The following is a 24230-nucleotide window of genomic DNA, read 5'->3' as shown; positions in this document are numbered from 1 at the left end:
TCCTGTACGTAAGGGGACGAAGGCTATTGATTTTCATAGATCACTAGTCATCGATATTCTCATGATTGGGCAAAAGGGATCACTCATCTATTCTCGTAAGCAAGCTTGCCCCTTCTAGCATCCATTGAGCTTGCCATATACACCCAGCCTACAAGCCCACATAATACAAATCCAAACGCGTGCAGCGCGCCATATACTGGAATGAAGTCCAATATCGTTAAGGCAAATCTTCTTTTCAGCAAGGGATAGAACATGGAAATGACGATCACCGTATAGAAGGCGAGACAGGAAAGCACGAGAAAGACAGATGCCCTCTTATATAATGGATTCCGCTTCAAATACGTAAGCAGATACGTCGTGTAGATCACAATATTACAGGCAAATAGAGCAACACCGATGTATTCCAGTGGCTTCGAGACGATCATCCCAATCGCGATCAGGATCGGCCCGATGATGTCGACGACAACGATCCATGGATACCAGCTACGCTTGGTCATAATCCGCCCCAGCATACCGATGAAAATAGGAACGATCGCAGACGAAAAATGAAAATGGATGGAGCTAAGTGCATGCGTTGCTGGAGTGGCCTGGAATACCGTCCATTGATACTGATATAACGTGAACCACAAGCCACCGATGAAAAAGTAAACCAGTCCAGCACCGATTGCCCATTCGGCTATTTTCCCCTTATGTACGATGATCGTCATGATTCCATATACACCAAGCAGCAAGGTGAGGACAAGCCAGCCGAGGGAGAGCGCTCCTGGTAGCGCTATACCTTGCCAGCCCCACATCGTACTGCTCATCACAGACGCTAGCGCAAGCAGTGCTGCGGGGAAATGAAACCGCTTGATCGCTGTATAGATCATACGCTGGCTGGTGTTCTTGTCGTCGTATTTTAACAGTACAATGACCAGCGGAACGATGATAAAAGCGGCAAATAGCAGGAATTTTTCAACGAGCTGGAGTTGGACATAATCTAGAGAGAATAGCAGGATGATTAGAATTGCACCAGGCAGGAACGGTACGAATGACGACTTTAATAGATGCTTCGAGAAACGGTGCATGAAGGCTCCTTTCGAGTATGCTTTGTCTGGGTTATCGATAGGTGGTGCTGTTCGTTATACATTTGTGGGGATGAACGGGCGACTCTTTGGTCATAGTTTAACATAGTTAGTTGGGGATATACCTTGTACACGGAGGAGATTATAGATGTGCAGTATGATTGATGCTGTCGTTATGAAGCAGCCTACTTCATCTCATGGAGTGGTTTTTTCTTTCATTTACCCATGTGGTTAGGCTGGTCGAATCTTACTCGTACGCTGCTCGTATCCTACTCGTACCGTGCGCCAGAATATATTCAGCGAACTGCGGCTATCCATGAAATATCAAGACTTCCTTATCATTTTTTGAAGAAGCTGTTACACAATACGCACAAGTAGCGTCTTCCTTATAGCGAAACGCATTCGTATTCATACAGCGACATGGAAGGGAGTACACATATGGATATTCAAGGCATACTGAGCACACTATTACCGCTTCTACCAAAGGTACTGGCGATCGCACTCGTGTTTTTAGGCGTGATCTCCCTTTTGTATACGGTATACCGCAAGAGGGGTGGCAAGAGAAGATTTTCGATAGCACAATTTGTAGCAGGGTATTTGCTGGTGATGTGGTTTGGTCTGGTCATGATGTTAACGACATTCAGCAGGGGAGCGAATTTTGAGGGCTGGGTGAATTTTCGACTGTTTAGTGGCTATCGGAGTGCTTGGAATCAATGGTCGCTCAGTGAATTTCAGCTTATTATTTTTAATATGATGATGTTCATGCCGCTTGGTTTTTTGCTGCCGCTACTGAGTATAAGGTTACGGCGTTTTACGCCTGTGCTCGTGGTGTCTTTCATCGTAACGATCGGTATTGAGCTGATCCAGATGCTGAGTGGAAGAGGGATTTTTGAGCTGGACGATATTTTCCATAATACGATTGGCAGTATAGCAGGTTACCTGATCATGCAGGCGATATTAAGTAGCATGGCGAAGCGAAAGCTAGACTTCAAATCAACCGGGCTTGCGCTATGTATTCCGATGGCATTTGTCCTATTGTTCACCAGTGCATTAGCCGTGTATCAGTCCAAAGAGCTGGGCAATCTCTCGATTCGACCAGCGATCAAGCAGAACATGAGCGGAGTCGAGGTGAAGCTAGATGCCAGGCTACCAGAGCAGGCGAAGCCTGTTTCACTCTATGTGAATCATCATATCTATAATCTGGAATACGGAGAGCGTATGGCTACGCTGGTACAGCAGTCCTTCAAGCTCCAGCAGCAAGAGAAGCGAATAGATGGAATGAATCGAATCTGGTTATTTGACGATTCGGACGGTCATCCGTACACGTTTAGCTATAACCTACAGGATGGCGGCTGGCAGGTATATGGTGAGAGTGGAGACGAGATGAAGCTCAGCAAGGAGGAGCTAACAAGGCACAGAGCATTCTATGAAAAGTGGATGCTGGATCATGATATGCTGCCTGAGAACACGACATTCAGCATACAGAATGAGGATACACTGAGATGGGATATCCGTGAGCCGCTGGATGCTGTTGCTGACGGCGAAATGGATTTTGCCAATGGAATGGTAATGCTGATGCCTGCTAGCACGGATGGGGGCGCGCCTCGTGATTTATTTTATGCGATGAATCAGAATGAGTATGTGCGCAAAGTGGAGATCATAAGTCCGGCACAGGCTTATGCGCAAGTTCTTGGAGGGAATTTCTACGTGTACAATGATCTGAAAAAAGGCGATCGCCTGCGTATTGAGAAGTACGCGCTTGTCTATACGTATGATTCGAAAGGATATTACCAGCCCGTGTATCGATTTGTTGGAACAGTGAATGGAGAGCAGTGGGAAACGCTCATACCTGCGATGTCGAATGCGTAGATGAAGCTGCTTGTTGCTTCGTTACTGCGGTAGAATAAGAATCGTTGTACTGTTTTGAGATGTGTAGTTATAGGCAATCTCCTATCTCCATCGTTTAGTCATGTGTCATAATTGGATAACGATCTACGGGATCAAACTTAGATTATCTAGTTAGAAGAAAAGTTTAAGCCTTCATAGTATGATCAATTTATAAGAATGTAATAACTGTATAAGCTCCCGTCCAGCGCACAGGACGAAATGAGATATGGAGGTCGTACATGATGATCACGCAAACGATCGATGGTATCACTTTTGAGTTGAAAGAGGAATTTGATTTTAGCTTTTTAGCGGAGTATGGCAAGGTGTTTGCTGTATTTGATCGTCAGGATTCTGGGTATATCTGTTTTGGTGTGCAGAATGATCAAGGAAAGCTTTTTATAAAAGTAGCAGGTGCAGCAACGGTATACAGTCATACCCACCCAGATATGGCGATCCAGCGGCTGCAATCTACCGTTGCTATTTACGAGGATTTACGTCACCCAACCCTTATCGGAATCATCGAGCATAAGGAGATTCCGGGCGGCTATATAACGGTATTTGAGTGGTTTGAAGGAGATTGTATGGGCAGGCAGTATGCTTCGTATGAGAAATTCCTGGTACTACCATTAGACAAGAAGCTCACGGTGTATGAGGCCATCGTGCAATTTCATATTCATGTCAACGAAAAGGGATATATTGCGTTAGACTTTTATGATGGATGTATGATGTATGATTTTGTAGTCGATGAGACTAGAATTTGCGATATCGAATTTTATGCCCCCAAGCCAGTCATCAATACGATGGGACGGATGTGGGGATCAAGTCGCTATATGTCACCAGAGGAGATTGAGCTAGGCGCAGAGATTGATGAGCGATCCAATGTATTCCTGATGGGCGCTACTGCCTTTCAATTGTTCGGTGGTGGAATTGAGCGGAATCGGGAGACATGGCAAGCGGATGAACGGCTATTCCAGATTGCGCTCAAGGCAGTTAGTATGAGCAAAGAGGATCGTTATTCATCGATTAGTGAATACTTTGAGGCATGGAACAAAGCGATGAAGAGTAGTCATTGATACAAATGAATTCAACCAAGATCGTAGCAGTACCCATGCAAGACCAGCACAGCAATGAAGTAAGAGGAAAGAAACTGATGCAACAACATCATGCTAGGGGAACGGTCTTCCTTCTGTATATGTATATATCCCAACTATGATCGTCCTGTGTTACGATGGGTGAATCAGTACATATTTTGAATGTAGATGCTCGATATTTCATAATGAATGTGCAAAAAAATTTCAATACAAGTCATACATAAACGGGAGTGGATTTGCATGAATCAGGTTCTTCCAATGGGTGCCAATACGAGTTTAACTACGGCGAGCGGTCATATTACGATCAGCCATGACATTTCTCCTGCTATCGATGTCTCTCTAACCGCGTTCCTGCTTACCGATCAGGACAAGGTACAGGGAGATAGCGGCATTATTTTTTACAATCAGCCAACCAGCGAGACAGGAGTAGCGACCCTGTTACCCTCCGAGCAAATCGGCAATACAAAGGTACATAAGCTGCAATTTGATATGAATAAGGCTCCGGTCGGCATTACGAAAATAGCGGTCACACTGACCGAGGATAACAGCACTGGCTTTGCAAATGTAAACCATCTAACCGCTGAAATCGCTACCGATAATGATCGTATTCAGCTTAACCCATCCAGCTTCCAGAGCGAAAATGGCATTATTGTGCTGGAGCTGTATTTGCGAAATGGCGGAACAAAGGTCAAATCGATCTGGCGTGGATTCGATTCTGGTTTGGAAGGATTGTGCATCAACTATGGTGTTGAGGTGGAAGCAGATGAACCGTCTTCGTCAGCCGCATCGCAGCCGACTGCCGATCATACACCGCCACCTGCTCAAGCAACTCCACAGCCTGTTACTACTTCCGAATCGTCTGCATTGCCTTCATTGGCTTCCACACAGCCAACGGAGACACCCGCGTCTGCTCCCGCAGCGCCTAATACTCAGCCATTGCTCTCTTCTATTAATCTTCAGAAGGTCACAGGTAAGGTCAATCTTGAAAAAGGACAGAAATCCGTCATGATTGAGAAAACGCCGGAGATTACGGCGACCGTATCGTGGCAAACGGGAACCGATTACGATATCTATGCGCTCGTCTATACCAGGTCTGGCGAACAGGTCGATGTCGCAATGTTCGGCGCAGAGGATGTGCCTCCACTGCAAAGCTTTGGTAACGGTGCGGTCGAGCATATGGGCGATGTTGGTCGAAGCCATCAGACGACGAAGACCGAGGTCATTAAGCTACGCTTGCGAGATGATATTCTAGCTGTGGTACCAGTTGTATACTCAGCGCAGTCGAATGGGACGGGTTCATTTTATCGGTATAAGGTGTCGATGAGTATCGACAATCACCAGGGAACATCTGTCACGATATCGTCTAAAAACGCCAATAATAACGATAAGATCTATACCTGCGTACCCGGCATCCTGCAAAATACAGCAGACGGCGTGATCATCAGTCCACTGGAGCTATACAGCGAGCCAAACTCGGAGTATCGTCCAATGCTCCAAATGGGGGATTCAGGTATGGTTGAGGTGCTTATGGATGAAGGGCCTGTGAATGATTATAAATAGTTGCTCCAGAAGCTAGAAGGAGTAACCATACAGCTCATCACCAAAATAATAAAGCTCAAGCAGAGTAGCCGCTTGAGCTTTTATTGTTGAGTGGAGTATATTCCTCCATAATAAAGAAGTCGTGTAATGAACATAGATAGATTTTCCAACCGATCATGCAGAAAATAGGAGCGTGTTGAATATGGTGACTGCATTCAATCCAGAGCAACAATTGGCATTCGATATTCGAAGATCGATCATTCTGGGTGCATATATTCGGGAGTGGTCGATGCCAGCCTATCGAGTGCTGCTGAATCATCCAGATCGAGCCATTCATGTGGAAATTTATTATTTTCCGGCAGCTGATGAGGACGATATCGCTAGATTTGCGACGGTTGGATTATCCAATACGCTTCGTTCCAATGGGCAATCGATCGGTACCGAGTGGATGCTTGCGCTGACAGCGGAGTTGGGAGACGAATCGGCTGAACGTATATTTGCATATATGTGTGATCTGCTCGTGCATCATATTGAGGTGGCTCCAGATTCTCGCATCCCCCGGGTGATGGGAGAAAGCGAGCTTGCCCCGAATAACTGGTCAACCAGAGCGTTTTTACTGGATGAGCTGAGGGGAGAGAGTGAGGAGCTGGAGACGATTCAGGTGGGAGATGAGAGTATTCAGATGATCTGGGCGGTGCCGATCACTACGCAGGAAGCTAGCCTGATTTTGCAGGAGGGTGTGGAGGCTTTCGACTCGTATGTGGAAGAAAGTGAATATTCGATTATTGATCCCTGTCGGGAGTAGGTCGCCCGGATGTAGGGATAGATGAAGATAGTTAAGGTAGCGTAGGGCAGAGCACTTCCGTACGTATAGGTTCATCCGAAGCGTACAATGATCATACCGGATAATCAAACAAGCTGAGTTCAGTGAAGTAAGTCAGTGTATGGAGAGTAGAGCAGGCGTATGGGGGTGAACGTAGCTATCTTCTCATATAAAAGGCATATCACACATAACATCTCACATGTACATCCAACCTATTCAGAAGCTACACTGTATGGCTACCTCAGGTTACAGATCGTCTCAATCACACCATATTACATTCTTAATAGAGGAGTCGGACTATGACGATGAAGAATCCCATTCCTATACTAGAGCATAGAACAGACTGCATAGTGTATCATGCACAGGCAGAGGTATTGAATAAAGATGCAGCAGGCTGGATCGGTGGCAATGCGCCAGCATATTTTGATGATAAAAATAAAAACAATCTCATTGATCAGCAACAAGCGATTCGTACACAACTGGAAGGTTTAACCTACCTCTTTTACCTGAGTTTGCTTCATCCATTCAATCCCGAGAAGATGATTTCGATTTTTGTTCCGACGGATTATGACGAGTATGTGGAGCATAATATCTATCCAGATTGTGTGATCAAGGTGATTGAGCATCCCATTTCACCCGAGAGTAGCAAGGATATCTTTACACATCCCAGTCTGATCAAGCACAGCATTTCTCAAAGCGAAGTGGTTAGTGATCTCGACTCGATGGAATCGCCTTTTCTGATCAAAGTAGGCGGTACGCCAAGGTTGATCCAGCAGGAGGACTACTACACAACCGAGCTACAGCAGCAATCATTCTCGTTCCTCTTGCAAGTGGATGAGGAGGGCTACCCGGAAACGTTGCTCGCGGAGGACGGCAGTTATCCGTTCGGTTTTGGTGCATTGTATGTGTACGCTAAAATAGACAAGAATGAGATCACGCAGCCTGTTGCTGGCTTCTGGCAGTTTTCTTGAGGGTAATCGTTAGCGGGGCAGGATGGATTATCACAAGGAGTACCGGATCGATCGACTTTTGGTTTTGGAGCATTTTTGAAATTGTTTTATACCGAAATTGCATTAGCAAACAGCGAAAGGCAGCGTGATCATCATGACTTTCCGATACACCGACTATGTTCGTTTAAAAAAGGGCAGATATCAATCCGTAGGCAAGTTTGGCGAGGATATCTATGCCTATGAGATTCTAACTGGCGTGGCAGATTCCCCGGAGTATCACCAGATTTCGAAGGAGGAATTCGATTCGTTTGAGAGCTGGGGGCAGCAGGAGCCAATGGATATGAAGAAGTTTTATGAGATTAAGAATCGGCCTGCACTGTGCGGCGGCTATCTGGGGAGCGAGTATTTGGATACGTCGCGATTGCAGGATCTGTAAGTAAAGATGAAAGGCTCTCCATTCATTAAGCAGGCGTTATACGTAGCTCCTATCCTTAACACTAGCTGAGCTCTGAAAAGATATAGCTGGAGCAATTACATACCTTTACACAACGAAAGGACACGTGATCATCATGGGCTTCCACTACAAAGAGTATGTGCGCCTGAAGGAAGGCGGATACCATTCTGTCGGCAAATTTGGCGAGGATATTTATGCGTATGAAGTGTTAACAGGCTTTACCGATACACCGGAGTACCACCAGATTTCCAAGGAAGAATTCGATTCATTTGAGGTGTGGGGTCGGAACGATGCTATGGATATGAATAAATTTTATGAGATTGCCGAGCGGCCTGTTCTATGCAGTGGGTATCTGGGCAGAGCGAATTTGGATACGTCATTGCTGCAAGACCTATAACGATAAAAAAGATACATGCTTTACCTTCACAAATCCATTGTACTCCCCCATAAACAGTGGTACTCTGAGGTGTGGCACACGCAAACGGGATGTTATGCAGTACATCCGAGATTCACCCCCATTTTAGCTGCAAAGAAAGGTAACACAAATGATTAAAGTTGATAACCTGTCCTTCTCGTTCCCACAGAAGGAATTGTATACGAATATTTCTTTTACACTGGAAGAAGGACAGCATTGCGCCTTTATCGGAACGAGCGGCAGTGGCAAAAGCACGCTGGTCGATATTCTACTGGAGCCCAATAACTACCTGTTCGATGGCAAGCTAGAGATCGATCCAGCTTGCACGATTGGATATGTCAGCCAGTTCTCACAGGTCGATCGAGCAGAAACGATGACGGTGTTTGAATATATCGGGGAAACCTTTATCGAGATGCAAAATGAGATCAACGCGATCTACGCAGAGATGGAAACGACAGACGATATGGATGCGCTGATGGAGCGCTGCCAGCTGGCACTGGACGCATTCGATGCAGTGGACGGGCATAATTTTGAAAATACGATCAACAAGCAGCTTAATCTGGCTAATCTGATGAAGCTCAAAGACACAGATGTCTCCTCCCTGAGCGGCGGCGAATTCAAGCTGGTGCAGGTGATGAAGGAAATGCTGGGTCGCCCCGATCTGATGATCATGGACGAGCCGGATGTATTTCTGGACTTTGAAAATCTGAATGCACTCAAAAAGCTGATCAATTCCCATAAAGGGATGCTGCTGGTCGTAACGCATAACCGCTACCTGCTGAATCATTGCTTCAATAAGATCATTCATCTGGAAAATAAAGAGCTACAGGAGTTCGACGGACGCTATATCGACTATAACTTCTCTCTACTACAGACGAAGATCGAGATGCAGGAGATTGCCGTTGCAGAAGCCGAGGAAGTGGCACGTAATGAGGCGCTTATCGATAATCTGCGCACGATCGCGACCTACAATTCAGATGAATCGCGTGGTAGAGCGCTGAAGGCGAGAATGAAGCTACAGGAGCGCCTGGAAGCAAGCCGCATCAAAGCACCATTCGTTGATGTGAAGCAGCCGACGATTCATTTTGAGATGGATCAGCCACTGACCGAGGATACGGTCGTGGTGAGCGTGCAAAACTACGGCGCTGCCTTCGATGAGCTGTTGCTGGAAAACGTGAGCTTCGAGATCGGCGCAACGGATAAAGTCGCGATTATCGGTGCCAATGGAACGGGAAAAACGACATTACTGCGTGACATTGCCAAAAACAACCATGAATCGATTACGATCCATACCGATGCCAAGGTAGCGTATCTGTCACAGCTACAGGACGAAACGCTGCAAGGCTCCAACACGATGCTGCACGAGTTCATCGAAGCCGGATTCGCAACGTATGATGACGTGCGTGCCTACCTCGCTACACACGGATTCGAGGGCGAAATCCTGAATCAGAAGATCGAATCGCTATCCGGTGGCGAAAAGAATATTCTACAACTGGCAAAAGTAGCTGCAAGCGGAGCAAATCTGCTGCTGCTGGATGAGCCGACCAGCCATCTGGATATTTACACACAGATCGCACTGGAGAAGGCGATTATTGACTACAAAGGCGCCATTCTAATGATCTCCCACGATTTCTATTCGGTCGTGAATGGGATGGATTATGTGCTAATTATTGATAACAAGACGATCCGCAAAATGAGCATGCGCAAGTTCAGACAGATGATCTATGCAAGTCATTTTAGTAAGGATTATTTGCAGGCGGAAGAGAAGAAGAAGGCTGTAGAGATGCAGATCGAGCTGGCGCTGAAGGATACGAATTTTGAGAAGGCGAAAGTGTTGGTGGATGAGCTGGAGGAATTGATTAAGGCGCTGTAGATTTTAGTCTTAGGCTGCTTAGTATCATTCTTTACTGAATAGATACGAGTATTGAATTTAGAATCGTGATTACATGAGCTCTCCGATCTGGAGAGCTTTTTGTTTATCAGTATACTTAGAAGCTCGTATATCTTTATCTAAAATTGTACTACCACTCCGTAACCCATACTGGCTTCGGATCAGCATAGCCCATCTCCTCTAAAATCCCCCACCCGGATTCGATAATCTGAGGCTTTCCTTTAAGCCATAGCTCACGTCGCTGATCTAACAAATATGTGAGAATCTCAGCAATATGCTTGGGTCGCGCTACGTGAAGGATCACCTCTGTCTCATTCTGCTGTGCAACGATGTCATAAAATGCCCAAAACGTATAAGGCTTCTCAGGAGGTGATATTGCTTGGAACAACAAAGTAATCGTACTATTTTTATCGCCCTTAACAGACAGATTCAAGGTGAAACAAGCACCGCTGGTGTACCAGTATACAAACTTTTGATCATGTACAGTGATATTGCGAAGTGAAGTCTTCATATGTCGATTCGCCTCTCCTTTATCTCCATCTATGGACTGTCGCGCTCAAAATGGATTTTCCTCCCACTTATGATATCATATACGTATCCCTGTTTTACCCAAAGGAGGAACCCCAACATGCTAGGACTCGATGTAAAGAAAGTAGATCAGGATATCATCATCAAGTATCAACTCAGCAAAATCGTCATTCCGATTGCGGATATTGTCAGCGTCTCGCTGGACGATACGTATGGTGGCAAGGAAGCAGATGCGATTCGTATCGGGACACCTTATGGAACGACCGATCGAGTAGCGATTCAGACGAAGACACAGAACTACATATTATTTACGACGAACTATACGCAAATTATGAATACGATCCACTCGGCTATGGAAGTTAGATAGGAACTAGATGTACCACGCATCCATTTGGATCGCCCCTAATAAACAAATAGTACATCTGTGTATACTTAAAAAGTCACTCCATATCTGGTATGATCCGCTTTATGGATAGGAGGATTGTCATGAATTCCATTCTTCGTGTTATCGAGCAGCTACAATTAAACGTCTCTACCCTACACGATGTGCCGGAATCATTCAGCTCGGAAGTGTACAAGCTCACACTGGCTGATGGGGAAACGGTGTATGTCAAAATTCCGTTTAACCGGGATAAGTTACACCGTGAGTTTGCTATACTGAACACCCTGCAAGGCGTGATTCCTGTGCCGAAGGTATTGGATATCTGGTACGGAGATGAGCATCTGACAGGGGCATTACTGCTGTCTGCCATTCAAGGTGCGCCCTGCACAGAGGGGATCGGCGAGCAGCTTGCTTTTCAGATCGGGACGTATCATGCGATGATGCATGAAGTGAAGATGCCGGGCTTTGGTGTGCATACTGCGGGTGGGTTCCAGCAACTTGAAGATAACGATTGGCGATTGTATATTCAGCGAAACTTTGAGGCTTGGAAGCAGCCGTGTAGTGAGGTGCTTGATGCCGAGCTCTATGCGCGATGTGTACGGCATTTTGACCATGTGTTCTATGCTTTGCCGAAAGTGGATGGGCCCTGTCTGGTACATATGGATTTTAGGCCTGGCAATATTCTGGTGGCGGGCGATCGTGTAGCGGGCATTATTGATTTTGAGAGTGCACGTGGAGGATCGGCAGAGATTGATTTTACGAAGGTGAATCGTTATCTATGGCAGGTCTATCCGGGGACTCGAGCAGCTTATATTGAAGGATATGAAACGGTGCGTCCGATGATGGATTTGGAGGATGTACTGGCGTTTTATAGCTTTTACGATGCGTTCAGTGCTGTCGTTTGGTGTAAGAGTAGAGGGATGGAGCAGAATCAGAGATTTTTACAGGAAAGTATCAGTACCTTGCGAGCAATTGTGGGGGAGTAGAGGGAAGAACAACGATCTGGATGGTACATATGGATCTTATACAGATCGGGCAGATCATGTGAGGCCAATGCAATGCTGAGAAGTGAGCAGAATGGAGGGGCTGGAACGACCCATTGTACGTAGGGGAAATATACTACTATACAGCAGGCGTGCAGTGAAAGTATCCCCATCAAGGCTGCTACACGAGACTATAGAAAGTAACGATCCAGTAAAATTTCTAAAAAGGCTACTGACATCACGTTGTCAGTAGCTTTTTTTTATAATCAGATAGGTAAGAAGAAAGCAGAGTCACGACTGATATATTCAACCACGATTGTAACTCTACATTTTGCAATTCCATTGACCAACCGAAAGGATGATAAACGATGAATTTTGCTTCTGTACGCATCATTACCGACGATCTGGATCGTCTTGTATCTTTTTATGAAGGGGTGCTTGGCGTTCAGGCAGAGCGGCTAGCGCCTGTATTTGCCGAGCTGGTGCTGCCGTCTTGTACACTGGCAATTGGGCATTCGCAGACCGCGCAGTTATTTGGTGACGATTCGGTACAGGCGGCGAGCAATCGTACGGTAATTTTGGAGTTTCGTGTGGATGATATTGAAGCAGAATATGCGCGCCTAAAATCACTGGTGGAACAGGAACAATGGGTACAGCAGCCAACCACAATGCCGTGGGGAAATCGCTCAATGCTATTTCGTGATCCAGATGGGAATCTGGTGAATTGGTTCGAGCCGGTCACGGAAGAGGCGATTCGACGGTTTGGGAGTAGATAGGTAAGAGCGGAGCAAACAACGGGTATCTTTAGAAAATATCCATTGTTTGCTCTGTTCTCTTCTGTATTCGTTCTGCTGCACAGGTTATTTTATCAAACGTCCTGCGACAGCTCATGATATCCTTCCAGCTTCGCCCGCGTCATCGCGATAATCCCATCCAGCTCCTGCCGCTTGGCTTCCAATTCCGCAAGGTATTTGGACAGAATTTCGGTTCGTTTGCTTAGCGTAGGTGTGAAATGAGCCGGGTCTTCTCCCTGCTTGATCTTCTCCATTACACAGCCATCGCGGGTGAATTCGGTAATCTCTTCTAGCGATAAGCCTAGCTTTTTTAAATGGACAAGGCATTGGATATACGTAACATCGCTTTCGCTATATAGGCGTGCGCCGCCTTCTGTACGCTGTGGATTTTTGAGCACACCAATCTTTTCATAATAGCGAAGCGTGTAGGCGGTCAAGCCGGTTTGCTCCGTCACCTGGCTAATGGTTAGCATGGCATCGTCTCTCCTTCATTCTGTATACGTATTATGATCGTACACCTTAGAGCTAGCTCGAAGTCAAGCTTTGCAATGGCTAATATGAGTTAGTTTGCGCTAAATTGGCTATGACATGGTGGATACTTGCGCTTCATTGCCTACAATGCGATCTGAATATGACGCTGCCATCATTTTATTTTCGATGCTTGACTTCGAGTCAGCTCTAATCCTTATACTTCACTCATGCCTTTCTTGCAGCTATGCATTGGCAGTAACGAGAGGGAAGATGATCAGCGTGATGCGTATACATGGATAAGAAGAGAGGATGCGATAAGCATGGAGATTATTACAGACCAACTGACGTGGAAGGACAGCTACAAATTATATACAGGATCGATTGTTCCGAGACCGATCGCGCTCGTGTCCACGATGTCTGCGGAGGGCGTTCCGAATCTGGCACCATTTAGTAACTTTTGCGGTGTATGTCCGCAGCCCTTTACCGTTGCCTTTGCTCCTTTAATTCGTCCAGAGGACGGCACGAAAAAGGATACACTGCGCAATATTGAAGCGACCGGGCAATTTGTAATTAATATCGTGACCGAGCAGATCGTAGCGCAGGTGAATGAAGCTTCGTTTGAATTTGCCTATGGGGTGAATGAATTTCAGGAGACGGGCCTAACGCCTGTGCCTAGCGCACAGGTACTGCCTTATCGTGTAAAGGAAAGCCCGATCCATATGGAATGCGTGCTGGAGGATATTTTAACGATTGGCAAGGGAGCAGGGTCTTCCAATCTCGTGCTCGGTCGTGTGGTGCAGATGCACATCGATGATCGTATTTATGATCATGGGAAAATTGATCCGTTCCAGCTTCAGCCTGTCGCACGCCTGGCAGGTGAATATTATGCGCGTATGTCCGATCTATTTACGATTGCAAGCCCAAAGCGTGACAAATCGATCGGTACGAAATAAATGTAACCATTGTCTATGGTCATGCAGGGCTTGAGGATAGGCTTCATCGCATCTGGTTATTAAAAATCATCCGTATTTCCCACCCAATTAAAACACAAAAGGAGTGACTTCCAGCGAAGTCCTCCTTTTGTGTATGGTTTAAACCTGTATCTATCATACAATTCTCTGTTCATCCGTATGCGCGACAGCTCGAATCTCCACCAACTGCTCTGGAAATGCCAGATATGTCACTCCGATCATGCTGCCTGCCGGACGATGATCGCCTACGTATTTCTTAAACAGCTCGATAGCAATCTCTCCATGTGCCTGTGCATCTGTTAAATAGATCTCTACATAGGCTAGATTGTGTTTTGTGACTCCAAATTGCTCTAGCACGCCGTCCAGATTGTTCAGCGTTTGCTGTACCTGTGCCTCAATATCCCCTGCACCTACAAATTCTCCCTTGTCATTATGAGCAAACTGACCGGAAATATAAATGGTGTTATCCACGCGATAGCCTTGTGTAATGCCATGATCCCAGAGGGAGTGATTGTACGTCTGAATTGTTGCCATGATGGTCGCCCCTTTACTTTGAATTAAGGCTAGTATAAACTGGGCAAAAATCATGGGGTAGTACGCACAATAAAGATAGGTACTATCTGAAAGGATAGTGTAACTATGGGATTACAGGACTTCAAAGGTAAAGATACGGTCATTGGTGATACGCCGTTTGGGTATACGATGTCGGTGATCTGTGGCAAGTGGAAGCTAGCGATTCTGTACTTGCTGGCCGCCCGGCAACCCGTTCGTTTCAATGAAATGCAGCGGCAGCTTGGAGCAATCACATATAAAGTTCTGAGTGCACAGCTAAAGGAGCTGGAGGCAGACGGACTCGTAGAGCGTACAGAGTATCCACAGATTCCACCGAAGGTGGAGTATACATTAACACCCAAAGCACAGACATTATTGCCCGTATTGGAGCAGCTATGCGAGTGGGGCGCGCACAATCAATAGCATGTGAACATGGAGTATACGTAGCTTGCTATATAAATACAGTCTGGTGCAAGCCCTATATGCACCTGAGCTTGTATACGTAAATGTACTTCGTATCCATGCTCACCATTCACTTAAACGAAACCTCTTGCTGGGCAAATTCCTGCTCATAAATGCGATGTACCTGCTCCCAAATCTCCTGTGCCTGATCGCTGAATTTAAGCTTTGTAATTTTGCCTTTGGATATAAAAACACCTGTCTGGTTGTGATGGATGCTGCTATCCATTGCTCCCTGATACAGCTGCTCTGCGCCGTGAGTTGGCGGAGGGAAAAATAGCTTCATCAGCGGCTTGACCAGCAGCGGTAAGCCGGACGGTTTATCTTTGCGAAGTGTATTATTACCGCCTGGATCGACGCTGCGTATTATGATCCCTTCCCTGGCTACATGTGGTGCCGCCGCCTGTGTCCATAGCGATAGTGCTAGCTTGGAGGAGGCATACGGGCCGGTGAGCTTGCGGAAGGTCTGTGGTTGTTGCAGCGTAGCATTATCGATGTGGCGTGTGAATTGGAAGGCAGACGTTGAGGTGTTAATGACCGTTCGGATCGTGCTGCGATGCAGAAGCTCGCGTAGCTCCATTAGAATGATATAAGGTACCACGGTCATCAGCTCGTAATGAAGCTCGCGTCCTTGCGGAGAATAGCTAAGCTCGGGAAAGCTTCTGCCTGCATTGTTGAATAACACGTCGATCCGTTGCTCCTGCTGCTGAATCTTGTGTAGCACAGCGCGTAGATGATCGTAATCCGCAAGATCAGTGACGATATACGGTCGAAGCTGTCGGCTTTGGATTGCCTGCTGAATGGGAGCGTCTGCTAGCGAAAAGTCGGAACGGTTGATCGCAATGACGTGCCAGCCCTCTCGTAGTAGCTTGCGCGTAAGCTCTAAGCCGATTCCGGCATTGGCACCTGTAATACAGGCGATATAAGGTGGTGTAGGCATAGGTCGATCTCCTTTGGGCAATGGAATAGTTGCTGCTGGTGCTCATTGTAAAACCTGGAGTCGACTTCAGGTCAAGCGCGTATATAGACAGAATCACAGTGGAACGATAAGCTTGACCTGGAGTCAACTCCAGGTTATATCATGGACAGTACAATAGCCGATAGGAGTGAGCATGCGATGGGTATGGAGACGACATTTACGATCAAGCAGGTCGCTGAGCAAACAGGCATCAGTGAGGATACGATTCGTTATTATGAGAAGATTGCGCTATTGCCGAAGATCGCTCGCAAGGAAAATGGGCACCGTATGTACCGCTCATCCGATATGCAGACGATTTTACTGCTGAACTGTTTAAAAAAGACCGGGATGTCTCTGGATGAGATGCGCCCTTTTCTGGATGTGTCTGCCGATGCTGATCCAGCGGAATATCCCGAATTAGTGCAGATGCTACGCGATCATCGGGCAAATATTGTGAATCAGATTGCTTCACTACAGCAGATTGTGGACTTTGTGGATATGAAGCTGGAAGAAGGCAAGTATCGACGTGACTTGTCTCAGGAGCAGTCCGACGATTGCACAGAAGCAATCACAGCAGCAGAAAAGGAGAAACTAGTGTCTACAGTGCAGATGAATTATTTTCCGATGCCCAATCGAGGAATAGAATAGATAGCTGCTTAACTATACCCCTACACCATCTACAGAAAGGAACACCCTATGAACAAAACAGATCGCATGCTAGCCATCGTCATGGAGCTACAGCGTTATGGGATGCGGCGGGCGGAGGATCTGGCGGCGCAGTTTGAGACGAGTGTGCGGACGATCTATCGGGATGTGCAGGCGCTGAGTGAGGCGGGCGTTCCGATAGTCGGTGCACCGGGCATGGGCTATTCGCTAATGGAGGGATATTTCTTGCCTCCGATTAGCTTTACAGCAGAGGAAGCGGTGGCGCTACTCGTGGGTGCGGACTTTGTACATATGCTGCTGGATGCGGAATATGGGGCGAAGGCACATCATGCACAGCAGAAGATTGAGGCGATTCTGACCAAGCCGGTACAGGAGGAGGCCTCACGGGTACGGTCGGCGATTCGCTTACTGCATGAACGAATGGCAGGAACGACTGTACTGGAAAAGGAACGGTTGGAGCCGCTGCGTCATGCTATTTTACAGAAGCACAGTGTGCATTTTCATTATTCCAAAAGCTTAACGGAGCCAGAGGATTCGCGTCACAGTGTGCGTACGGTCGATCCGTATGGGCTTGTCTTCACACAGGCGGCATGGATGCTGGTTGCTTTTTGTCATGAGCGGCAGGCGATTCGGTATTTTCGATTATCTCGTATGCGAGAATTGATGGTACTGGAGCAGACATTTGAGATTCAGCCGGGTTTTGATCTGCATGCACGCAAGGTGATGGATGATCGTGATATCGTCGTACGAATGCGGTTCGATGCTTCTGCTGGAGAGCATGTGCAGGAAACAGGTAATTTTTATATGGAATCCTTGGAGCCAGATGAGAGTGGATGGCTGGCGACGCTACGAGTGCGGCGCATCGAGGAGCTATTGCAATGGACGCTAAGCTGGGGAGCAGCGGTCGAGGTGCTGGAGCCGGAATCGCTACGAGAACGATTGCGCGAAGAAATTAAAAAAATGCAAAAACGCTACTGACACACTGCTGTCAGTAGCGTTTTGTTATGCTGAATCCATCTTCCATATTTGATAAAAGGAGCTGGATAAAGTGGTTAAGATCGAAGCGATGAATACTATGGCAACACAGCAGCAGGTACGTGTAGATGAGGTGTTACAGCGTCTGGAGCATACAGTGAATGGCTATATTGAAAAGCTAGAGCAGGTGTCGATGGAGCAGCTGCTATGGAAGCCTACTCCGGATGAATGGTCGCTAGGGCAGATGATCGTTCACCTGATTCAATCGGCACAAGCAATGCAGCTGGCTAATGTACGGCGTTGTCTGGTATTGGAAAAACAGCTGGTGGACGAGCTGGCTACGCAGACATCTGGTAAACCTACTGAAGCTACACAGGCAGATGCCAATATAGCCCAGCCCCAGTGTGTAGCCAAAACTGCACAGGGCGAAGCTTTATTTCAATATGGTAGCTTTCCGCAGGAGCGCATTCAGGTGCCACCATCTCCGCAATATACGCCATTACAGCCGGATCAGAAGGAGCAGCTTGTAGAAGGCTTGCAGGAAACGCTGCGCCAGATGATGGAGGTGGCTCCAGCTGTACAGGCGGTACAGGAGCAACTGCTGATGGATGCAGCAAAGAACGGAATGTCAGCAGAGGAAGGTGAACAAGCAACTGTACCGACAGCGACTTCCTGCGACAATACAGCATCCGAGAACGTAAACCTATCCATTCACGTTACACAGGAAGCGATGCGCAATGAGTCTGAGCCATCCTTACCTACGGTTGCCCATCCACGTCTCGGTGGATTGAATGCATGGGAATGGTTCTGGCTGATCGAGATGCATTATCGTCATCATCTGCATCAGCAGCAACGTCTGGAGGAAGGGTGGGAGCATGCACATGCTTAAAAAGAGTCCTATCGCAGGAGGGACAGCGATGCCCGAAAAGGTGACTATAGGTTCAATGCACTCAGCTGCTGTAGGGGGAGATACCACGGCTACAGCAGCTATGCCGACAGCTTTGTCTCACGATGTGCCAGATCAGTCCTTTTCTGCCGGGTCATCTGCTCCATCGTACTGGATTGGTGTCGTCTCAGAAGCACATGTACAGCGCGGGGTGGCAGGAGGGTTTGCGCAATTATGTCATGGTAAGGCGGCGCCTTTACGCAAAATGAAGCAAGGCGATTGGTTTGTATATTATTCGCCGCGCACAGAAATGAAAAGTGGCGAGCCGCTACAGGCGTTTACCGCTATTGGACGTGTGCACGATGATGAAGTGTATGAGTATGCGATGTCCGATACGTTTATTCCGTTTCGTCGCAATATCGACTATGTTGATTGCCAGCAGGCAAGTATTCGTGGGCTGCTGGATCAGCTGTCGTTCACGCGTGACAATCGCAACTGGGGCTATCTATTTCGTAGAGGGCAATTTCAGATCACGGCAGATGATTTTCAGCTGATTGCGGAAGCGATGGGTGTGGAAATCCAGCTTTAAAACTCTTCCAGCACCTTCGACTTATCGCCATACACCTTATTCAGATGCTCCTCGCCCCAGTAGCAGAGCAGATCGAGCGCAGGCTTGAGGCTTCTACCGTAAGGGGTCAGCTCGTAATCGACTCTGGGCGGAATCTCGGTGTATACGTTGCGAACGATGATATCGTCCTTTTCCAGTGCTCGGAGCTGTGTAGTTAGCATCTTTTGCGTAATATCTGGTATGAGTCGGCGTAGCTCAGAGGTGCGCTTGGCGCCATCCATAAGATGGTAGATGATGAGTGGCTTCCATTTGCCGCCCATTACTTCGAGTGCGGCTTCAACGCCGACTCGGTATCTTTTTTCAGGTGGTTCATTATTTTGCGCTTGCTCGGTGTAGTCGGTCATCGATGCTTCCTCCTTGGTGAATCGTGGATGGGTATGGAGCTTATCATGTACGAAGCGAATGCGATATGAACAGGTTGTTGGATGCTCTGAAGTCGTATCGTGACTTGTATAAAAGGGATGCATAGATTCAGTAGCAGGATAGGCACTTGGATGTTCCCAGGGTACTTTGATGTACCTGTGGCACATCAAAGTGCCTACTTCCGCGCCACAATAGACAAGTTTATAATAGCATTAGACCGTAATCATGACTACCAAGCCTACATTCAGGAAACGAGGAGGATATCGATATGAACGTGTTAATCGTAGTTTCACATCCAAGACAGGATTCGCTAACCTTTCGGGCAGTGGATCGTTTTGCTCAAGGCTTGAAAGATGCTGGACACCAGTATGAGATTGTAGACCTGCATCGGATTGGATTTGATCCGATTTTGCAAGGAATGGATGAGCCGAATATGGAGATGCCGCATCAGAAGTTCTCCCCTCAAATCGAAACCGAGATGGAGCGTCTCAAACGACATGATGCTGTCGCATTCGTCTTCCCGCTCTGGTGGTGGCATTTGCCAGCGATGCTCAAGGGCTATATTGATCGCGTGATGAACAATGGCTTTGCCTATGGAGCGGATCAGCTGCATTTGCAGAAGGTACTGTGGCTGACGCTAACCGGTGTATCGAAGGCACAGATGGATAAGCGTAACTATCGCACAGCGATTGAAAATTTACTTAATGTAGGCATTGCTGATTACTGCGGTGTATCCGATTCCCATGTGGAGTTTTTATATGAAACGAGTGGAATGGAGCCAGAGCATTATGAGCGCTTGCTGGAGCAGGCCTATCGTGCTGGTCTGAACTATGCAGGAGAGCATGTAGCGAAGCAATAATAAGGAATAATAGCGCCACCAGCATTCTCCATGATTATAAATAAGCACTATGGCTAGTGGTGCTACTCCTTCTATATTTTTAAATGGATGACTACGTATACTTAAAATAGCCCCAGATCGCCGATCCATGCTTCGGTAGTCTGGGGCTTATATGTTTTATGGACGATTCTATTTTATGGCGATATGGTACTGATGCATTCAGTCTATACATACCCATGATGCGATCGCTCAAGCAATCCGATTGATTAAAAGGATTGCCCTGCCAGTGCGCGTATGCTGGATTGCTTCAGTGCATCCATCAGCTGTAGGTAGGGATGCGGCCCGTAGCTGATCCGAGCGACGCCGCAGGCGGTCAATGTGGAAATGGACGGCATCTCTGCCGAGAACATGATGTTCACAGGAATCGGAGACTGCTGACATAGCTCACGGATGAGCTGCTCATCACAGATTCCAGGCACGAAGATTCCATGAGCGCCTGCCTCAGCATACGCATGAGCACGCTGTATGGTAGCTTCGAGATGCGTATGATCATGCGTCTCCACAGCAGCCTGAAAAAAGATATCGGTTCTCGCATTGATAAATAGCGCAATCGACATTTCGTCTGCCGCTGCACAAGCAGCACGAAGGTGTGCCTGTTGTTGCTGGATCGAGTATAAGCCATCGCCTGCGCGCAATCGATCCTCCATATTGATCCCCACAGCACCACACTGAATAATCTGTATAACATTGTGCTGTATTTGCTCGGGTGTCTGTCCGTAACCACCTTCGATATCAATCGTAACAGGCACATCGCTGTGCTTACAGATACGCTGTACATTAGCCAGCACCAGCTCAAACGGTAGCTGCTCGCCATCCTCGTAGCCATGGGCATGAGCTACCGACCAGCTTCCTGTCGCAATCGCCAGTGCGCCTGCTTCCTGTATCGTCTGTGCACTTCCGGCATCCCAGGCGTTCACGAGAATAAGAGGGTGTGCCTGCTGATGGAGCTGGTGGAATTGCTGGGCTTGTTCGAGTTGTTGATACATAGTTCGACCTCCAAAATGAAATCATAGCGAATCGTGATAAGCTGTACTATACGCCTATTGTAGCGATTCTCTACCGATTCCATCGCCGAAAATCAGGCACGAATATGGAAGGAGCTACTCAGTGCACCAGACTTTCGATATCCGGCTGCAAGCGATGCCGCAATCCATATAACAACCCTGCCCCCACCAGAAATGCTACCGCATCCGCAATGACGAGCGACCAGATCACCCCGTGGAAGCCATTTAACTGATTGGCTACGAATAGCACGGGGATGAGCGTCACGCCTTGAATGACGGACATGATCATCGCCGCTGTACCCTGTCCGGTCGCCTGAAAAATACCGATCACGAGCGTGGTCACCCCTGTAATGAACAGCGATAGAAACGTTACATGTAAAATATAGCTGCCCATCGCGATCAGCTGTGGATCCGTTGTAAATAAGCCGATCAGATGATCTGACACGATATACACCACCATGCCAAATACGATAGCCATCGCCACAATCGCCTTGATCGTAAAGCCAATCGTTTGCTTCATTCGTAATATATTCGCGGTAAACGAGAAGGCGATGAGCGGCACGACCCCTTCGCACAAGCCCATCAGTATAAACTCTGGAAATTGCATCAAACGCGACGAAATCCCATACGCCGCCACCGCGCTATCGCCATATTCAATCAGAAAATAGTTAAAGATCAGTGACATCGCCCCAAGAAAGACACTCATCACAAATACAGGCACACCGATTTTGAACACATTACTTAGAATTTCCTTACTGATCTTGAACCAGCGAATCGAGACGGTTAGAAACGAGCTTTTCAGCCCTAGATGATGCGTATAAAAGGCACAGGCAACAAGATTGGAGAGCACGGTTGCTGTAGCGACACCGATCACGCCCCAGTGCAGCACGAAGATCGCTAGCGCGTCCAGCACGATATTGACGACCACACTCAGTATCATGCCGACCATTGACGTAATCGCTGAGCCTTCCGAGCGTACGATATTTTCCAGCGTGAAAAACAAAACGACAACAGGCGATCCGATGAGCATCACAGTTACATAATCCTTCGTATAAGCAAACGATTCTGGGGTAGCTCCCAGACTACCTACGATGGAGTCGATCATCGGCAAGCCAATCAAAATAACGAGTATACCGAGCAGCAGACTGCTGTAAAAGGCGAACGACGATACATGCTTGGCATCGTCATATCTCTTTTCGCCGAGCAGACGTGAAATAAACGTACCGCTGCCCATACCGATCAGATTGCCGAGTGCCATAATGATAGCGAACAGGGGCAACGTCAGCGCCAGTGCAGTGAGCATCGATGTATTGTGCAGCGTCCCTAGAAAATAAGCATTCAAAATAGAATAAATGACACTCATCGACGTGCCCAGCATCATCGGAACGGCGAAGTGAGCAACAGCCTTGGCAATCGGAGCTTTTTCAAAATAGTGCAGGTTTTCGGTATCCATAGGATCACTGCTTTCTGTTGAGGATATAAGTATAGAACGAAGCAAATGGGCGACAACGTAGGACGGGAAATGCAAACAATAACGAGTCATGGTGGCTTATAACATGATGAATAACTAAAACAGCTGAAAATACTCAAAAAACTTAAAAAACCAAAACGACTAAAAACCAAAGATCGATTCAACATCAATGAAAAAGAACCGCAGGTTGATACAGCAACGGCTAGCCTAAACGTAAACGATGTACAAAAAACAGCTATCTCTATAATGACAATTTTAATCTAACACTGTTAGTTTGTGCCTTACAGTGTTAGATGGTATCATGAGAATAATCAAAAGTAAAGCATAAACTTACAGTGTTAGATAAATCGCAAATTAAAGGACGAATTCATATGAAAAAACAACAGCCTCAAATTTCAGAGGATAAAATTTTGGAGGCATCATGGGAGCTGCTGGGCGAGGACGGCATCGAAAAGCTCAGTATGCGCCGACTTGCCGATCGGCTGGGGATTCAGGCACCGTCCCTTTACTGGCATTTCAAAAGCAAGCAGCATCTGTATCAGGGATTGGCGAATCAGGTATCCAAGCTAATCGTAGAGCAGTGCCAGAGTCAGGGCGATTGGAAGGAACGCTCCACCGAGCTAGCGGTGACGATGCGCCGTGTGCTCAGTCAGTATCCGTGTTCCACTCAGATGATGATGGTGACGATGCCGTTCGAGCCGGATATGATCCGGTTTACGAACTATATGCTACGCTGTGTAGAGGATACGCCGCTGGAGCCGGATGAGCGGATGCAGGCGGTGACGACATTAGCGAATTTTGTGCTATTTTTCGTGCTGGATCGTTATCAGCAGGAGCGCAATGCAGAGGCGATTTCAGAACAGCGGCATGCGGAGCTGGATGATGAGATGCTCGGTATAATGGATAAGATGAATGATGAGGACACGTCATTATTTCGCCGCATGTACACGCAGCAGTTATTTGAGCTGATGGGTTCCGATCATGCGTTTGAATTCGGGCTGCGTGTTATTCTGCTCGGGATTGAACAGATTATTGCAGAGAAGGATGCCAAGTAGAGTATTTGTAGCAGAATGCTGTGTGGCTGATTTTAATCGGGAAAGTGTAAGGCTATAGCCAGACGCATGTAT

The 24230-nt window shown here is 47.1% G+C and carries 27 protein-coding genes; 19 read left to right on the top strand and 8 right to left on the bottom strand.

What is annotated here, in order from left to right; genetic code table 11:
- Nucleotides 1-83 precede the first annotated feature (83 nt).
- Nucleotides 84-1067: a YndJ family transporter gene (locus IEX62_RS13545; protein ID WP_188776037.1), complete on the bottom strand. Its 984-nt coding sequence runs from the start codon at nucleotides 1065-1067 to the stop codon at nucleotides 84-86.
- Between the two features lie 435 nt (nucleotides 1068-1502).
- Between IEX62_RS13545 and IEX62_RS13540 the strand changes: the two genes are divergently transcribed.
- The 8 genes from IEX62_RS13540 to IEX62_RS13505 all read left to right on the top strand — a co-directional run bounded on the left by IEX62_RS13540 (nucleotide 1503) and on the right by IEX62_RS13505 (nucleotide 10096).
- A complete protein-coding gene (locus IEX62_RS13540; protein ID WP_188776036.1) occupies nucleotides 1503-2933 on the top strand; it encodes a VanZ family protein in 1431 nt (476 codons plus the stop codon).
- A gap of 257 nt (nucleotides 2934-3190) precedes the next feature.
- Nucleotides 3191-4024: a serine/threonine-protein kinase gene (locus IEX62_RS13535; RefSeq protein ID WP_229685763.1), complete on the top strand. Its 834-nt coding sequence runs from the start codon at nucleotides 3191-3193 to the stop codon at nucleotides 4022-4024.
- 258 nt (nucleotides 4025-4282) lie between these two features.
- The gene (locus tag IEX62_RS13530; protein WP_188776035.1) at nucleotides 4283-5602 is read left to right on the top strand and encodes a TerD family protein; all 1320 of its coding nucleotides are present in this window, start codon (nucleotides 4283-4285) and stop codon (nucleotides 5600-5602) included.
- Between the two features lie 181 nt (nucleotides 5603-5783).
- Nucleotides 5784-6386 carry a suppressor of fused domain protein gene (locus tag IEX62_RS13525; protein ID WP_188776034.1) on the top strand — a complete coding sequence of 201 codons (603 nt, stop codon included), beginning with the start codon at nucleotides 5784-5786 and terminating at the stop codon, nucleotides 6384-6386.
- Between the two features lie 317 nt (nucleotides 6387-6703).
- Complete coding sequence (locus IEX62_RS13520) at nucleotides 6704-7375, top strand: hypothetical protein (protein WP_188776033.1); 672 nt, start codon at nucleotides 6704-6706, stop codon at nucleotides 7373-7375.
- A gap of 133 nt (nucleotides 7376-7508) precedes the next feature.
- Complete coding sequence (locus IEX62_RS13515) at nucleotides 7509-7790, top strand: hypothetical protein (RefSeq protein WP_188776032.1); 282 nt, start codon at nucleotides 7509-7511, stop codon at nucleotides 7788-7790.
- A gap of 133 nt (nucleotides 7791-7923) precedes the next feature.
- Nucleotides 7924-8205, top strand: coding sequence for a hypothetical protein (locus IEX62_RS13510; RefSeq protein WP_188776031.1), 282 nt, complete (start codon nucleotides 7924-7926; stop codon nucleotides 8203-8205).
- 148 nt (nucleotides 8206-8353) lie between these two features.
- Complete coding sequence (locus IEX62_RS13505; RefSeq protein ID WP_188776030.1) at nucleotides 8354-10096, top strand: ABC-F family ATP-binding cassette domain-containing protein; 1743 nt, start codon at nucleotides 8354-8356, stop codon at nucleotides 10094-10096.
- A 148-nt stretch (nucleotides 10097-10244) separates the two neighbouring features.
- Here the strand turns inward: IEX62_RS13505 and IEX62_RS13500 are convergent, their stop codons facing one another.
- Nucleotides 10245-10625 carry a hypothetical protein gene (locus IEX62_RS13500; protein ID WP_188776029.1) on the bottom strand — a complete coding sequence of 127 codons (381 nt, stop codon included), beginning with the start codon at nucleotides 10623-10625 and terminating at the stop codon, nucleotides 10245-10247.
- A gap of 117 nt (nucleotides 10626-10742) precedes the next feature.
- Here IEX62_RS13500 and IEX62_RS13495 point away from each other — a divergent pair, with 117 nt between their 5' ends.
- The 3 genes from IEX62_RS13495 (at nucleotide 10743) to IEX62_RS13485 (ending at nucleotide 12783) form a co-directional block, all read left to right on the top strand.
- Nucleotides 10743-11009: a SunI/YnzG family protein gene (locus IEX62_RS13495; RefSeq protein WP_188776028.1), complete on the top strand. Its 267-nt coding sequence runs from the start codon at nucleotides 10743-10745 to the stop codon at nucleotides 11007-11009.
- A gap of 119 nt (nucleotides 11010-11128) precedes the next feature.
- Nucleotides 11129-12010 carry a phosphotransferase family protein gene (locus IEX62_RS13490; RefSeq protein WP_188776027.1) on the top strand — a complete coding sequence of 294 codons (882 nt, stop codon included), beginning with the start codon at nucleotides 11129-11131 and terminating at the stop codon, nucleotides 12008-12010.
- 365 nt (nucleotides 12011-12375) lie between these two features.
- Nucleotides 12376-12783, top strand: a complete 408-nt coding sequence (locus IEX62_RS13485) for a VOC family protein (RefSeq protein WP_188776026.1) — start codon at nucleotides 12376-12378, stop codon at nucleotides 12781-12783.
- Nucleotides 12784-12875: 92 nt separating this feature from the next.
- Here IEX62_RS13485 and IEX62_RS13480 read toward each other — a convergent pair whose 3' ends face one another.
- Nucleotides 12876-13274: a MerR family transcriptional regulator gene (locus IEX62_RS13480; protein WP_188776025.1), complete on the bottom strand. Its 399-nt coding sequence runs from the start codon at nucleotides 13272-13274 to the stop codon at nucleotides 12876-12878.
- A 318-nt stretch (nucleotides 13275-13592) separates the two neighbouring features.
- On the opposite strand from IEX62_RS13480, the gene IEX62_RS13475 reads away from it, so the two are divergent.
- Nucleotides 13593-14225, top strand: a complete 633-nt coding sequence (locus IEX62_RS13475) for a flavin reductase family protein (RefSeq protein ID WP_188776024.1) — start codon at nucleotides 13593-13595, stop codon at nucleotides 14223-14225.
- Nucleotides 14226-14378: 153 nt separating this feature from the next.
- Here the strand turns inward: IEX62_RS13475 and IEX62_RS13470 are convergent, their stop codons facing one another.
- Nucleotides 14379-14777 carry a RidA family protein gene (locus IEX62_RS13470; protein WP_188776023.1) on the bottom strand — a complete coding sequence of 133 codons (399 nt, stop codon included), beginning with the start codon at nucleotides 14775-14777 and terminating at the stop codon, nucleotides 14379-14381.
- A 105-nt stretch (nucleotides 14778-14882) separates the two neighbouring features.
- Here IEX62_RS13470 and IEX62_RS13465 point away from each other — a divergent pair, with 105 nt between their 5' ends.
- Nucleotides 14883-15218: a winged helix-turn-helix transcriptional regulator gene (locus IEX62_RS13465; protein WP_188776022.1), complete on the top strand. Its 336-nt coding sequence runs from the start codon at nucleotides 14883-14885 to the stop codon at nucleotides 15216-15218.
- A gap of 109 nt (nucleotides 15219-15327) precedes the next feature.
- On the opposite strand, the gene IEX62_RS13460 is transcribed toward IEX62_RS13465, so the two are convergent.
- The gene (locus IEX62_RS13460) at nucleotides 15328-16194 is read right to left on the bottom strand and encodes an SDR family NAD(P)-dependent oxidoreductase (protein ID WP_188776021.1); all 867 of its coding nucleotides are present in this window, start codon (nucleotides 16192-16194) and stop codon (nucleotides 15328-15330) included.
- Between the two features lie 177 nt (nucleotides 16195-16371).
- Between IEX62_RS13460 and IEX62_RS13455 the strand changes: the two genes are divergently transcribed.
- The 4 genes from IEX62_RS13455 to IEX62_RS13440 all read left to right on the top strand — a co-directional run bounded on the left by IEX62_RS13455 (nucleotide 16372) and on the right by IEX62_RS13440 (nucleotide 19328).
- Nucleotides 16372-16860, top strand: coding sequence for a MerR family transcriptional regulator (locus IEX62_RS13455; protein WP_188776020.1), 489 nt, complete (start codon nucleotides 16372-16374; stop codon nucleotides 16858-16860).
- 48 nt (nucleotides 16861-16908) lie between these two features.
- Nucleotides 16909-17856: a helix-turn-helix transcriptional regulator gene (locus tag IEX62_RS13450; RefSeq protein WP_188776019.1), complete on the top strand. Its 948-nt coding sequence runs from the start codon at nucleotides 16909-16911 to the stop codon at nucleotides 17854-17856.
- Between the two features lie 70 nt (nucleotides 17857-17926).
- Nucleotides 17927-18742 carry a DinB family protein gene (locus IEX62_RS13445; RefSeq protein ID WP_373289130.1) on the top strand — a complete coding sequence of 272 codons (816 nt, stop codon included), beginning with the start codon at nucleotides 17927-17929 and terminating at the stop codon, nucleotides 18740-18742.
- A 28-nt stretch (nucleotides 18743-18770) separates the two neighbouring features.
- The gene (locus tag IEX62_RS13440; protein WP_229685762.1) at nucleotides 18771-19328 is read left to right on the top strand and encodes an EVE domain-containing protein; all 558 of its coding nucleotides are present in this window, start codon (nucleotides 18771-18773) and stop codon (nucleotides 19326-19328) included.
- On the opposite strand, the gene IEX62_RS13435 is transcribed toward IEX62_RS13440, so the two are convergent.
- Nucleotides 19325-19711, bottom strand: coding sequence for a winged helix-turn-helix transcriptional regulator (locus IEX62_RS13435; protein WP_188776018.1), 387 nt, complete (start codon nucleotides 19709-19711; stop codon nucleotides 19325-19327). The two genes, IEX62_RS13440 and IEX62_RS13435, sit on opposite strands and share 4 nt — an antisense overlap.
- A 287-nt stretch (nucleotides 19712-19998) precedes the next feature.
- Here IEX62_RS13435 and IEX62_RS13430 point away from each other — a divergent pair, with 287 nt between their 5' ends.
- Nucleotides 19999-20589: an NAD(P)H oxidoreductase gene (locus tag IEX62_RS13430; protein ID WP_188776017.1), complete on the top strand. Its 591-nt coding sequence runs from the start codon at nucleotides 19999-20001 to the stop codon at nucleotides 20587-20589.
- Nucleotides 20590-20834: 245 nt separating this feature from the next.
- On the opposite strand, the gene IEX62_RS13425 is transcribed toward IEX62_RS13430, so the two are convergent.
- Nucleotides 20835-21614: an isocitrate lyase/PEP mutase family protein gene (locus IEX62_RS13425; protein ID WP_188776016.1), complete on the bottom strand. Its 780-nt coding sequence runs from the start codon at nucleotides 21612-21614 to the stop codon at nucleotides 20835-20837.
- Nucleotides 21615-21732: 118 nt separating this feature from the next.
- The gene (locus tag IEX62_RS13420; protein WP_188776015.1) at nucleotides 21733-23085 is read right to left on the bottom strand and encodes an MATE family efflux transporter; all 1353 of its coding nucleotides are present in this window, start codon (nucleotides 23083-23085) and stop codon (nucleotides 21733-21735) included.
- A gap of 389 nt (nucleotides 23086-23474) precedes the next feature.
- Between IEX62_RS13420 and IEX62_RS13415 the strand changes: the two genes are divergently transcribed.
- Nucleotides 23475-24158, top strand: a complete 684-nt coding sequence (locus IEX62_RS13415) for a TetR/AcrR family transcriptional regulator (protein ID WP_188776014.1) — start codon at nucleotides 23475-23477, stop codon at nucleotides 24156-24158.
- Nucleotides 24159-24230 lie beyond the last annotated feature (72 nt).

Origin of the sequence: Paenibacillus hunanensis, assembly GCF_014645615.1 — a bacterium.
GTDB lineage: Bacteria > Bacillota > Bacilli > Paenibacillales > Paenibacillaceae > Saccharibacillus > Saccharibacillus hunanensis.
The sequence above is the reverse complement of the archived record's forward strand: the minus strand, read 5'-3'. Positions and strand labels throughout refer to the sequence as shown.

Bases quoted from the DNA above. Each gene is read 5' to 3' on its own strand.
- IEX62_RS13545 (WP_188776037.1), bottom strand. From the start codon at position 1,067: ATGCACCGTTTCTCGAAGCATCTATTAAAGTCGTCATTCGTACCGTTC.
- IEX62_RS13540 (WP_188776036.1), top strand. From the start codon at position 1,503: ATGGATATTCAAGGCATACTGAGCACACTATTACCGCTTCTACCAAAG.
- IEX62_RS13535 (WP_229685763.1), top strand. From the start codon at position 3,191: ATGATGATCACGCAAACGATCGATGGTATCACTTTTGAGTTGAAAGAG.
- IEX62_RS13530 (WP_188776035.1), top strand. From the start codon at position 4,283: ATGAATCAGGTTCTTCCAATGGGTGCCAATACGAGTTTAACTACGGCG.
- IEX62_RS13525 (WP_188776034.1), top strand. From the start codon at position 5,784: ATGGTGACTGCATTCAATCCAGAGCAACAATTGGCATTCGATATTCGA.
- IEX62_RS13520 (WP_188776033.1), top strand. From the start codon at position 6,704: ATGACGATGAAGAATCCCATTCCTATACTAGAGCATAGAACAGACTGC.
- IEX62_RS13515 (WP_188776032.1), top strand. From the start codon at position 7,509: ATGACTTTCCGATACACCGACTATGTTCGTTTAAAAAAGGGCAGATAT.
- IEX62_RS13510 (WP_188776031.1), top strand. From the start codon at position 7,924: ATGGGCTTCCACTACAAAGAGTATGTGCGCCTGAAGGAAGGCGGATAC.
- IEX62_RS13505 (WP_188776030.1), top strand. From the start codon at position 8,354: ATGATTAAAGTTGATAACCTGTCCTTCTCGTTCCCACAGAAGGAATTG.
- IEX62_RS13500 (WP_188776029.1), bottom strand. From the start codon at position 10,625: ATGAAGACTTCACTTCGCAATATCACTGTACATGATCAAAAGTTTGTA.
- IEX62_RS13495 (WP_188776028.1), top strand. From the start codon at position 10,743: ATGCTAGGACTCGATGTAAAGAAAGTAGATCAGGATATCATCATCAAG.
- IEX62_RS13490 (WP_188776027.1), top strand. From the start codon at position 11,129: ATGAATTCCATTCTTCGTGTTATCGAGCAGCTACAATTAAACGTCTCT.
- IEX62_RS13485 (WP_188776026.1), top strand. From the start codon at position 12,376: ATGAATTTTGCTTCTGTACGCATCATTACCGACGATCTGGATCGTCTT.
- IEX62_RS13480 (WP_188776025.1), bottom strand. From the start codon at position 13,274: ATGCTAACCATTAGCCAGGTGACGGAGCAAACCGGCTTGACCGCCTAC.
- IEX62_RS13475 (WP_188776024.1), top strand. From the start codon at position 13,593: ATGGAGATTATTACAGACCAACTGACGTGGAAGGACAGCTACAAATTA.
- IEX62_RS13470 (WP_188776023.1), bottom strand. From the start codon at position 14,777: ATGGCAACAATTCAGACGTACAATCACTCCCTCTGGGATCATGGCATT.
- IEX62_RS13465 (WP_188776022.1), top strand. From the start codon at position 14,883: ATGGGATTACAGGACTTCAAAGGTAAAGATACGGTCATTGGTGATACG.
- IEX62_RS13460 (WP_188776021.1), bottom strand. From the start codon at position 16,194: ATGCCTACACCACCTTATATCGCCTGTATTACAGGTGCCAATGCCGGA.
- IEX62_RS13455 (WP_188776020.1), top strand. From the start codon at position 16,372: ATGGGTATGGAGACGACATTTACGATCAAGCAGGTCGCTGAGCAAACA.
- IEX62_RS13450 (WP_188776019.1), top strand. From the start codon at position 16,909: ATGAACAAAACAGATCGCATGCTAGCCATCGTCATGGAGCTACAGCGT.
- IEX62_RS13440 (WP_229685762.1), top strand. From the start codon at position 18,771: ATGCCCGAAAAGGTGACTATAGGTTCAATGCACTCAGCTGCTGTAGGG.
- IEX62_RS13435 (WP_188776018.1), bottom strand. From the start codon at position 19,711: ATGACCGACTACACCGAGCAAGCGCAAAATAATGAACCACCTGAAAAA.
- IEX62_RS13430 (WP_188776017.1), top strand. From the start codon at position 19,999: ATGAACGTGTTAATCGTAGTTTCACATCCAAGACAGGATTCGCTAACC.
- IEX62_RS13425 (WP_188776016.1), bottom strand. From the start codon at position 21,614: ATGTATCAACAACTCGAACAAGCCCAGCAATTCCACCAGCTCCATCAG.
- IEX62_RS13420 (WP_188776015.1), bottom strand. From the start codon at position 23,085: ATGGATACCGAAAACCTGCACTATTTTGAAAAAGCTCCGATTGCCAAG.
- IEX62_RS13415 (WP_188776014.1), top strand. From the start codon at position 23,475: ATGAAAAAACAACAGCCTCAAATTTCAGAGGATAAAATTTTGGAGGCA.